This window comes from Microbacterium sp., from assembly GCF_029263575.1.
Lineage (GTDB): Bacteria > Actinomycetota > Actinomycetes > Actinomycetales > Microbacteriaceae > Microbacterium.
Genome location: NZ_JAJUFV010000104.1, coordinates 1 through 10,434 on the forward strand (window position 1 = coordinate 1; position 10,434 = coordinate 10,434).

At 66.6% G+C, this 10,434-nt stretch carries 13 protein-coding genes and 1 tRNA gene; 7 read left to right on the forward strand and 7 right to left on the reverse strand.

The features are described from left to right. The 4 genes from Q1J95_RS10895 to Q1J95_RS10910 all read left to right on the forward strand — a co-directional run. The coding region (locus tag Q1J95_RS10895; RefSeq protein WP_300267550.1) for a 2-C-methyl-D-erythritol 2,4-cyclodiphosphate synthase at positions 1–94 on the forward strand (94 nt) is incomplete at its 5' end. Positions 95–129: 35 nt separating this feature from the next. Beyond that, positions 130–1,530, forward strand: a complete 1,401-nt coding sequence (cysS, locus tag Q1J95_RS10900; RefSeq protein WP_300267538.1) for a cysteine--tRNA ligase — start codon at positions 130–132, stop codon at positions 1,528–1,530. Further along, positions 1,523–2,533, forward strand: coding sequence for a 23S rRNA (guanosine(2251)-2'-O)-methyltransferase RlmB (rlmB, locus tag Q1J95_RS10905; RefSeq protein ID WP_300267539.1), 1,011 nt, complete (start codon positions 1,523–1,525; stop codon positions 2,531–2,533). The genes cysS and rlmB overlap by 8 nt, the downstream gene beginning before the upstream one ends. A gap of 55 nt (positions 2,534–2,588) precedes the next feature. After that, complete coding sequence (locus Q1J95_RS10910) at positions 2,589–3,227, forward strand: NAD(P)-dependent oxidoreductase (RefSeq protein ID WP_300267540.1); 639 nt, start codon at positions 2,589–2,591, stop codon at positions 3,225–3,227. Between the two features lie 20 nt (positions 3,228–3,247). Here Q1J95_RS10910 and Q1J95_RS10915 read toward each other — a convergent pair whose 3' ends face one another. Both Q1J95_RS10915 and ugpC read right to left on the reverse strand, forming a co-directional pair. Then, positions 3,248–4,549, reverse strand: coding sequence for a DUF4032 domain-containing protein (locus Q1J95_RS10915; protein ID WP_300267541.1), 1,302 nt, complete (start codon positions 4,547–4,549; stop codon positions 3,248–3,250). Between the two features lie 65 nt (positions 4,550–4,614). After that, positions 4,615–5,721 (reverse strand): sn-glycerol-3-phosphate ABC transporter ATP-binding protein UgpC, encoded by a 1,107-nt coding sequence (gene ugpC, locus Q1J95_RS10920; protein WP_300267542.1) that lies wholly within the window; start codon positions 5,719–5,721, stop codon positions 4,615–4,617. Positions 5,722–5,936: 215 nt separating this feature from the next. On the opposite strand from ugpC, the gene Q1J95_RS10925 reads away from it, so the two are divergent. Together Q1J95_RS10925 and Q1J95_RS10930 are read left to right on the forward strand one after the other, a co-directional pair. Beyond that, the gene (locus Q1J95_RS10925; protein ID WP_300267543.1) at positions 5,937–6,887 is read left to right on the forward strand and encodes a thioredoxin domain-containing protein; all 951 of its coding nucleotides are present in this window, start codon (positions 5,937–5,939) and stop codon (positions 6,885–6,887) included. A 41-nt stretch (positions 6,888–6,928) separates the two neighbouring features. Beyond that, positions 6,929–7,001: transfer RNA gene (locus tag Q1J95_RS10930), tRNA-Thr, on the forward strand. A gap of 28 nt (positions 7,002–7,029) precedes the next feature. Here the strand turns inward: Q1J95_RS10930 and Q1J95_RS10935 are convergent. From Q1J95_RS10935 to msrB, 5 genes are all read right to left on the reverse strand, one after another. Next, positions 7,030–7,575 (reverse strand): type 1 glutamine amidotransferase domain-containing protein, encoded by a 546-nt coding sequence (locus Q1J95_RS10935; RefSeq protein ID WP_300267544.1) that lies wholly within the window; start codon positions 7,573–7,575, stop codon positions 7,030–7,032. Positions 7,576–7,671: 96 nt separating this feature from the next. Further along, positions 7,672–7,983 carry a hypothetical protein gene (locus Q1J95_RS10940; RefSeq protein WP_300267545.1) on the reverse strand — a complete coding sequence of 104 codons (312 nt, stop codon included), beginning with the start codon at positions 7,981–7,983 and terminating at the stop codon, positions 7,672–7,674. A gap of 21 nt (positions 7,984–8,004) precedes the next feature. Then, positions 8,005–8,328: a hypothetical protein gene (locus Q1J95_RS10945; RefSeq protein ID WP_300267546.1), complete on the reverse strand. Its 324-nt coding sequence runs from the start codon at positions 8,326–8,328 to the stop codon at positions 8,005–8,007. A gap of 76 nt (positions 8,329–8,404) precedes the next feature. Beyond that, entirely contained in the window at positions 8,405–9,061 is a 657-nt protein-coding gene (locus Q1J95_RS10950; protein WP_300267547.1) for an SOS response-associated peptidase family protein, read from the reverse strand. Between the two features lie 45 nt (positions 9,062–9,106). Continuing rightward, entirely contained in the window at positions 9,107–9,514 is a 408-nt protein-coding gene (gene msrB / locus Q1J95_RS10955) for a peptide-methionine (R)-S-oxide reductase MsrB (protein ID WP_300267548.1), read from the reverse strand. 70 nt (positions 9,515–9,584) lie between these two features. Between msrB and Q1J95_RS10960 the strand changes: the two genes are divergently transcribed. After that, a partial coding sequence (locus tag Q1J95_RS10960) for a DUF2332 domain-containing protein (protein ID WP_300267549.1) occupies positions 9,585–10,434 on the forward strand: 850 nt, incomplete at its 3' end.

The window sequence follows — 10,434 nt, forward strand, 5'->3', positions numbered from 1 at the left end:
CATCTCGGCCACGACCACCGATGGGCTCGGTTTCACCGGACGCGGCGAGGGGATCGCGGCGACGGCGATCGCGCTCGTGCATCCACACCCATAAGCAACCCGCCGGGCCACGCCGGGTACGCTAGAGCGGTGACTCTTCGCATCTACGACACCCGCGCTCAGCAGCTGCGCGACTTCGTGCCGCTCGACCCAGCGAACGTCACGATGTACGTGTGCGGTGCGACGGTGCAGTCGGGTCCGCATATCGGGCACGTTCGCGCCGCTCTCAGCTTCGACATCCTGCGACGCTGGCTCATGCACCGCTACGGGCGCGTGACCTTCGTGCGCAACGTGACCGACATCGACGACAAAGTGCTGGAAAACGCCGATGACAGCGAGACGTGGTGGGCACTGGCCTACCGCATGGAGCAGGAGTTCACCGCGGCGTATGCCGCCATCGGCATTCTGCCGCCGACCTACGAGCCGCGCGCGACCGGGTCGATTCCGCAGATGCACGAGCTCATCGCCACGCTGATCGAGCGCGGCCACGCCTATCCGGCTCTGGACGGCTCGGGGGATGTGTACTTCGACGTGCGCTCATGGTCGGAGTACGGCGCTCTCACTCATCAGTCGCCCGATCAGATGGAAGCGGCACAGGATGCCGACCCGCGAGGAAAACGCCATCCGCAGGACTTCGCGGTATGGAAGGGCGCCAAGGCCGACGAGCCGGCTGACGCGGTCTGGCGCTCGCCGTGGGGCGACGGTCGACCGGGCTGGCACATCGAGTGCTCGGCCATGGCGAAGCGCTACCTCGGGTCGTCCTTCGACCTGCACGGCGGCGGACTTGACCTGCGCTTCCCCCATCACGAGAACGAGCTCGCCCAGTCGAGCGCCGCCGGCGAGGGCTTCGCGCAGTATTGGGTGCACAACGGGCTGGTGACGGTCGACGGACAGAAGATGTCGAAGTCGCTGGGCAACTTCACTCTCGCCGCCGATGTGCTCGCCGAGCATGACCCGCTCGTCGTGCGCTACGCGCTGGCCGCGGCTCACTACCGATCCAGCCTCGACCTGTCGGCGTCGTCGTTCGCTGAGGCATCCGCTGCGCTTGATCGCATCGCGACGTTCCGCCAGCGCGTGCTTCGTGCGACGGATGCTGACCCACAGGTGCTCGTGCCCGCAGACCTGCCTGCCGCGTTCGTGGCGGCCATGGACGACGACCTCGGTGTGCCGCAGGCGCTCGCCGTCGTGCATGAGACAGTGCGCGCGGGTAACTCGGCGCTGGATCAGTCCGACGCGAAGAAAGCGACGGATGCTGCGCGCGCAGTTGTCGCGATGCTTGAGATCCTCGGGCTCGCGGCCGGAGGCGACGAAGCTGCCGGTGGCGAAGCATCCGCCCTCGACGCTCTCGTGCAGACGATGATCGCGCAACGGGCCCAGGCGCGGGCCGACACAGACTGGGCGAGCGCCGATCGAATCCGCGATGCGATCGCGGCGGCGGGCATCGTTCTCGAAGACACCCCAGACGGAACTCATTGGAGCATTGATGGCTAAGCCAGGGCGCCCCGGCGCAAGCAGCGGCAAGAAGAAGGGCCCGACCAAGGGCACAGGCGGGCTCGGCCGCAAATCCCTCGAAGGGCGCGGACCGACCCCGAAAGCCGAGGATCGCGCCTGGCACCCGGCCGGAAAACGCAAGGCCGCGGCAGAGCGTTACGCCGCTGCCGGCGGGCGCGGCAAAGCCTCGACAGGTTCCGGGGGCGCGAACCGCAAGGGCTCGGGTCGCTCGAAGTCGAACGACGACACTGAGCACGTCACGGGCCGCAACTCGGTGCTGGAGGCCCTGCGGGCGAAGATCCCCGCAACCGCCTTCTACATCGCCCAGCGCGTCGAGATGGACGATCGCGTGAAGGAGATGCTGTCGATCGCCACGCATCGTGGCATTCCCGTGCTCGAAGTCACCCGGCCGGAACTTGACCGGATGGCCGGATTCGACGGCGTGCACCAGGGCGTCGCGCTGAAGGTACCGCCGTATGAGTACGCGCATCCGCAGGATCTGTTGGAGCAGGTCATCGAGCGGGGCGATCTGCCGCTGTTCGTGGCGTTGGACGGCATCACCGATCCGCGCAACCTCGGCGCGATCATCCGCTCGACGGCAGCGTTCGGCGGGCACGGAGTGATCCTGCCGCAGCGACGCTCGGCCGGTGTCAACTCGGCTGCCTGGAAGACCAGCGCCGGAGCCCTCGCCCGCATCCCTGTCGCGATCGCCACGAACCTCACCACGCAGCTGAAAGAGTTCAAGAAACAGGGCGTGTTCGTCATCGGACTCGACGGCGGCGGTGACGTCGACCTGCCCGCGCTTGAGCTGGCCGACCGCCCGGTCGTCATCGTCGTGGGTTCGGAAGGCAAGGGGCTATCGCGACTTGTCACCGAGCACTGCGACCAGATCGTCTCGATCCCGATCTCGTCGGCCACCGAGTCGCTGAACGCGGGAATCGCCGCCTCCGTCGCGCTGTATCAGGTGGCAACCAGGCGCGCGCAGCTGTCGGGGAATAACTGACCGACACCGCGCGCTGTCTCTTCACGACCACTCATCGTTCGGCAAGGAGAAAATCATGGCCCGCATCGCAGTCATCGGAGGAACCGGTTACGCCGGCTCGAACATCGTCGCCGAGGCGGTGTCGCGCGGGCACTCGGTCGTCTCTATCGCGCGATCGGTGCCAACTGAGCGCGTCGAGGGCGCCATCTACCTTGAAGGCACGATCCTTGATGTTGCCGGGCTGGTCGAGCAGCTGCAAGAGGTCGACGTCGTCATCCAGGCGATCTCCCCGCGCGGCAACATGGCCGGGAAGGTGCGTCCGGCCACGGCTGAACTGTTCGCGGCGCTCGACGACAGCGTGCGACTCGGCGTCGTCGGAGGCGCCGGTGGCAGCCTCGTCGCTCCTGGTGGTGCACGCGTGATCGACTCCGGCTTCCCGGAGGAGTTCAAGGCCGAGGCTCTCGAGGCCATCGGTGTGCTGGAAGACCTGCAGCAGACCCCCGAGACCAAGGACTGGTTCTTCGTGCACCCCGCTGGCGGGTTCGGAGCCTGGGCGCCGGGCGAGCGAACGGGCATCTACCGCGACGGCGGGAGCGTGCTGGTCACCGACGACAAGGGAGAGTCCTTCATCTCCGGCCGCGACCTCGGCTGCGCGTTCGTCGACGAGATCGAGAACCCGCGGCACCGCCGCGAGAACTTCGCCGTCGGGTATTAGTTCCGGGCCTCACCCGGGTGTCACACCAGGTCGCGCCAGTCGACCTCGTCATCATCGGTGACCGACAGCGCGCCCGTGACGACAGGAAGGCTCATCGTCTCGGTCGGCGGGCCCATGATCGTGGCCTCATCACGCCGATGACGCAGCACCTCGTTGATGTATGAGGTGAGCACTTCGGCGAGGGGCACAGAGCGGTCGTGGGCCTGGGAGAGATACCAGCGATGCTCGAGCACCTGGTGGAACACCTCGGCGGGCTCCAGCTTCGCGCGCAGCTCGTAGGGAATAGCGCGCACGACGGGCTCGAAAACGCGCGTGAGCCACTCGTGCGCGTACATCTCTTCATCGGCCCATTCCTTCTTGGAGCGGGCGTGGAACTCGTCGAGGTCGTTGAGCAGTCGCCGCGCCTGGTTCTCTTCGACGTCGAGGCCGGTGAGACGGATGAGCCGGCGCTGGTGGTGTCCGGCATCGACGACCTTGGGCTGGATCTTGACGAGCGTGCCGTCTGACGTCGTCGACATCGACATCTCATCGATGTCGAAGCCCAGGGCGTTCAACCGCTCGACGCGTTCGGTGATGCGCCAGGTCTCATTCGCCGAGAACGATTCTTCTGCGGTGAGCGCGGCCCACAGCGAGTGATACGACGACACGATGCCGTCGGCGATGGCGATGGCATCGACACCGTGCTCGAGGCGCCCGCCGGCGGCGAGATCCATGATCTCTCCGGCGATGTTCGTGCGGGCCAGGTCGAGATCGTATAGGCGCTGGCCTTCGGTGAGGCCTTCTTCGTGCAGTTCGCCGGTCTCGGCATCCACGAGGTAGGCGGCGAAAGCGCCCGCATCGCGACGGAACAGTGTGTTCGACAGCGAGACGTCTCCCCAGTAGAAGCCGACATTGTGCACACGCACCAGCAACAGCGCGAGGGCATCGACCAGGCGCGTAGCGGTGTCGGGTCGAAGCACCCGCGTGAACAGCGCACGGTACGGCATCGAGAAGCGCAGATGCGAGGTGACCAGCGCTGCGGGCAGAGCCTCACCCGAGGCATCCGATCGCCCGGCGATCACGGCGACCCGATCGACGCAGGGCACGTCCAGGCGGGCGAGGTTGCCGAGCATCTCATACTCGCGCTGAGCCATCTCGGCGGTGGTCTCTTTCACCGCGACGACGTGTCCGGAGAGGTCGGCGAAGCGCACGAGGTGTCGGGAGAGCCCCTTCGGCAGCGAAACGATGTGCTCTGACGGCCACCGTTCCAGGGCCAGGGACCAGGGGAGCCCGAGCAGGCCCGGATCGATCGAGCTGGCGGTGATGCGCAGTGCGTCCTGCATGGTGCTCCCGACAAGCGACGCGGCGCGGGCGACCCGAAGGCCAGCCCGCGCCGCGTGAATGAGACTTACGAAGCTGAGATGACGGGCTTGTCGTTCAGGCGCAGCCCCGTCTCGGTGTCGAAGGCGTGCACGTGCCCGGCGGTCGCGGCGAGCGTCACGGTCTCGCCGGCGTTCGGGTGGTTGCGGCCATCGACACGGGCAACGAGGTCGGCGCGCTTGCCGTTGATCTCTGTGTGCCCGTAGAGGTAGCCGTCGGCGCCGAGTTCTTCGACGAGGTCGACGGTGACCGACAGGCCCTTGCCGTCGGCGGGGCCGACCACGATGTCTTCGGGGCGAACGCCGACGGTGACCTGGCTGCCGTTGGCGCGGCCGACCGTGTCACGCTCGAGCGGTACGACCTCGGTGCCGAACTGCACGCCACCCTCAGCGAGGTCAGACGTGAACAGGTTCATCGCAGGCGAGCCGATGAAACCGGCGACGAAGACGTTCTCGGGCTTCTCGTACAGGTCGCGCGGCGTGCCGACCTGCTGGAGCAGGCCGTCCTTGAGGACGGCGATACGGTCACCCATCGTGAGCGCCTCGGTCTGGTCGTGCGTGACGTAGACCGTGGTGACGCCCAGACGACGCTGCAGCGAAGCGATCTGCGTGCGGGTCTGCACACGGAGCTTGGCGTCGAGGTTCGACAGCGGCTCGTCCATGAGGAACACCTGCGGCTGACGAACGATCGCGCGGCCCATGGCGACGCGCTGGCGCTGACCACCCGAGAGAGCCTTCGGCTTGCGGGTCAGGTACTCCTCGAGGTCGAGCAGCTTGGCGGCCTCGAGAACGCGGGACGCGCGCTCTTCTTTGCCGACGCCGGCGATCTTGAGCGCAAAGCCCATGTTCTCGGCCACCGTCATGTGCGGGTACAAGGCGTAGTTCTGGAAGACCATGGCGATGTCACGGTCTTTCGGGGGCACATCGGTGACGTCACGGTCGCCGATCAGAATGCGACCGTCGTTGACCTCTTCGAGGCCCGCGAGCATGCGCAGAGACGTGGACTTACCGCAGCCGGAAGGGCCGACGAGAACGAGGAATTCGCCGTCTGCGACCTCGAGGTTGAGCTTGTCGACTGCCGGGCGGGTACCGCCGGGGTAGAGGCGCGTGGCCTGGTCGAACGTGACAGATGCCATTGTTTTCTCCTTCACCGGCAGGTACGTGCCGGACGATCCGTTGTGATGGATGCGGTGGACAAACGCCCACCGTGGCCCGCCGTCGGGCCGCTCTCATTATGGCATGAATGGTGGCATCTGGGTGATTCTCAGACAGCCTGATTAACATAGAACCTGGTCCTGCTCACACAGCGGACGTCGGGGAACCCGTCCCCACCAGACTTTCAAGAGGAACGATGTCGAGCGACGAAACGCCGAACGTCCCCACCCCTCGCAATTCCCGTGAGGCGGTTCGGGAGAAGGCTCAGCAGGTGCACGCCCAGCAGTCCAGGGTGCGCATCATGCGACGAATCATCATCGGTGTCGTCGCCGTCGTCGCCATCGGAGCCATCGGCACGGCCGTAACGCTGGCCGTGACGTCGTCGATCTCAGAGCCGACGCTGACGCCGAAGGGCATGGAAGGCGACGGCATCGTCGTAGGCAGTGTCACGGATGCCAGCACCGAAGCTGTGCCCACTGAGCCGACGCCTGCGCCGACGGAGTCGCAGACTGGTGAGACGACCGAGCCGACGCCGGAGTCGACGGCCGAGGCATCCGCCGTCGACGTGCACATCTACGTGGATTACCTCGCCCCGGATGCCGGCCAGTTCGAGCGCGCCAACGCGCGTCAGCTTGCCGGATGGATCACCGAGGGTGCGGTCACGGTGACCTACCACCCGGTGTCGATGCTGACGGCGAGCTCGAACGGCACGAAGTATTCGCTGCGGGCTGCCGCGGCGGCGGCATGCGTCGCGTCGTACTCGCCCGCTGAGTTCTACCCGTTCAACCACGAACTGCTCATCGACCAGCCCGAGGTCGACAGCGACGGGCGCAGCGACGTCGAACTCGCCGACCTTGCGATCGCTGTCGGAGCCGATGACGGCGAGGTGGTGCGCGAGTGCATCGAGGGACAGGACTTCCTGTCGTGGGCGAAGGACGCCACCTCGCGCGCTCTCGAGGGACCGCTGGTCGGCTCGGACGATCTGGCGCTGACGAGCGCGCCCATGATCGTGATCAACGGTGAGGCATATGTCGGCGCGCTTGACGACCCGGCCGAGTTCTCGCAGTTCGTGCTCACCGTTGCCAGTGACACGGAAGCGACCCCGACCCCGACCCCCACGCCGACCAAGGCGCCTGCGGACGAGTAGGTTCGGAGCACCTCTCACCATCGGTAAGCTAGATGGTGTTCGCCGACTTAGCTCAGCTGGTAGAGCACCTGTCTTGTAAACAGGATGTCACGGGTTCGAGTCCCGTAGTCGGCTCCGTGAAACGAGGCCGCGCCCATCGCCGTCAGGACGCGGCGGGGTGCTCTCCTTCGCCGATCTCCTCGATGAGTTTGGCGTTGAACGCTGGCAGATCGTCGGGGCGGCGGCTGCTCACCAGACCGTTGTCTACGACAACTTCCTGATCGACCCAGTCTGCGTCGGCGTTGCGCAGGTCTGTGCGCAGACTGGGGTAGCTCGTCATCGTGCGGCCACGGACGACATCGGCTTCGATGAGCAGCCAGGCGCCGTGGCAGATCACGCCGACGGGCTTACCAGCGTCGAAGAAGCCGCGAGCGAACCGCACGGATGCCTCATCCATACGGAGGTGATCGGCATTGACGACACCGCCCGGGAGTACCAGCGCATCGAACTCAGATGCATCGGCCTCGCCCGATATCTGATCGACGGGCTGTCGGTGCTGCTTCTTTCCCTCGATCACGCCGTTGTCGGGGGCGATCATGACGGCCTCCGCCCCGGCATCCGTCACAGCCCGCCAGGGTTCGGTGAGCTCGCTGTCTTCGTAGCCGTCGGTCGCGACGAACGCGACCTTCTTTCCGCTGAGCGTGGTCATGGTGCTCCTTCCTCGGCGCGACAATCGCACCGTGCCGCCCACGCTAGGTGCCGGTGCATGAACCGGTCAGGGGGTTGATCTCTCTAACCGTCGCTGCTAGCGCGCACTGTTCGGCCGACGCCCGCGTCGTGGCCGGTTGTGCCACGCTTCGATCGCCTCGGGCGTGAGGTCATCGCGATCCCACAGGTAGCCGGACACGTTGCCGATCGGGTCGATGAACGCGTCGCTGGCGGACGATGCCTCGTTCGCGTCGCGACGGCGCATCGTCTGACGCAGCGACACGGGCGTGACGCCCAGAAGCTCGGCGACTTCGTCGATCGTCGCGTACCGTGCGGCGAAGCGTGGCTCTGTCGTGCCGTCGCGGAGCGCGCGCGGGCGTGGCTTTCCGGCCTCGTCTTCCGTCGTCATGCGGGAACCCCTGCTGGATGCTCAGCCGAGCTTCGACTGCAGCTCGGCGGCGAGCTTGTCGACGGCCTTGCGGTTCTTCATGCCGTCCATGAGGGCGGGAGGCCGTCCGAGGCCGACATCGAGAAGGAGGTTGACGTCGGAGCCGGATGCCGCGGGCGTCACAGTGACGCGCACCGCGAGCTCCCAGTTGAACATGGACTTCTTCGTCAGGAAATCGATCAGCAGGCCGTCGTCCGTCTGGCCGACCAGGCGGTACTTCTTCTCGGTGATGAGAGCGTTGACCGCTGCGCCTACAGCCGCGGGATCCGCGTTGGTATGAAATGACGCGGTCGCTTCTGATCCCATGGCTGTGCTCCTTGCAGTCGGGGTGTTTCGCCTCACCATAGCCGAGGCAGGTTGTGCCCCGGGGTCGTCGCCTACGTCAGAACAGTCGATCGGTGTTCGCTGACACCTTCTCGTCTGACTCCGGCGCCACGCCGATCTGTTCGCCGATCGGCCTCGCAGCCGCCACCGCAGCGTCGATCAGTTCGCCGCTCGCATTCGGCGTCGTGAGCCACTCTTCAGCGAATCCCGGATTGATCAGCAGCGGCATCCGATCGTGGATGTGCTCCACGTGGCTGGCGGCCGGCTGCATCACGATGCTGAAGCAGGTGTAGTTCGTGCCATCGGCGGTACGCCCCGGTCTGGTCACCGCAGCCAGACCCAGCAGTTTGTGATCCGGAGCGCTGAAATGCTGCCAGACTCGCGACGGCTTCGCCATCTCACGCCAGAACGAGACCGGCACAATCGCCCGGTCGGGCAGGGCACCCGTGGTGGCGGCGAGTCGCTCTGACCGCGTGTTGATCGAGGCGAAGCTCGCCGGTGCACCGTCGACCAGATAGCCCCACCACGCTGGCTGCCACGCAGAGACCCCCGTCACGATGGGGTTCAGATTGCGCAGGTTCTTGCCCGTGGGGCGCAGGATCTCACCGCCGTTTCCCTGCGCCCACGATCGCAGCCCCTCGAGCACAGCGGCATCGACGACGTCGCGGTATTCGCGGTCGTCGAATCGCGGATCCAGTCCATAGCTTGCGCACATGCGGTCAGAGTAGCTGGGGCCGACGACAATTCGTCCGGCGGCGAATTATGCGTCGGCGCCGGGGGTGAAGTTCAGCGCGAGCGAGTTCATGCAGTATCGATCGCCGGTGGGCGTGCCGAATCCGTCCGGGAACACGTGCCCGAGGTGCGAGCCGCAGTTCGCGCAGCGAACCTCGGTGCGCTGCATGCCGAGCGTGTTGTCGTCGAGCAGCTCAACGGCATCGGGGCGGATCGACTCATAGAAACTCGGCCAACCGCATCCGGAGTCAAATTTCGTGCCGCTCTTGAACAACTCAGCACCGCATGCGCCGCAGGTGTAGAGCCCGGCGCGCTTCTCATCGAGCAGCTCACCCGTCCAGGCACGCTCGGTCGCGGCCTGCCGCAGGACGGCGAACTGCTCATCGCCGAGCTCCGCGCGCCACTGCTCGTCGGTCTTCTTCACGGTGTAGTCCATTGGTCCTCCTGGGTCGTCTCTATTCTCCTCCTCTTCTGGCGCCCGCGCGCCGTCACGAGAGAATGAAAGCGTGACCGAATCCGTGCGCGAGCGATATCGGCGTTTCGCCCGTGACGAAGCTCCCGGCCGATCAGAGCTCTACCGCCAGTGGGCCGAGGGTGTCGCAGACGATGCTCCGGTGCAGAGCATCCTCGAGCGGATTCCGGCCACGAGGCGCCAGCCGCCGCTTGTCTTCGCGGTGACGCGGATGCTGGGCGCTCCAGTGGCGGCCTTCGAGACGTGGCGTGCGTTTGTGCTCGCACACGCCGACGAGGTCGTCGACGAGTGCGCGGCGCGGCGCCTGCAGACCAACGAGCCGCTGCGCCTCGCGGCACTTCTTCCTGCCTTGACTGAGATCGACGGCCCCATCGCGCTGCTCGAGCTCGGCGCATCCGCTGGTCTGTGTCTGTACCCGGATCGCTATTCGTATCGCTTCGTCGACGCCGACGGCGATATGCGGGCCGTGCTCGACCCGGTGGATGGGCCGTCGCCGGCGGTGCTGACGAGCGAGGTGTGCGGCGAGATGCCCACGCTGCGGATGCCGCAGGTCACCTGGCGCGCCGGCATCGATCTCGATCCGCTCGACGCCGGCGACGAGCGGGATCGCGCCTGGCTCGAATCGCTCGTGTGGCCGGGGGAGACCGGGCGAGCAGAGCGGATCACCGCGGCGCTCGAAGTCGTGCGCAGTGATCCGCCGATCATGGTGCGCGGCGATGCCCGCGAGCACCTCAGTGCGCTCGCGGCATCCGCCCCCACAGGCGCGACGCTCGTGATCACGACCCCGGGCGTGCTCGTGCACATTCCGCGAGCCGAGCGCACGGCCCTGATCACTGAGATCCGCGAATTGGCGACGCGGCGGTCAGCCCGCTGGATCACCATCG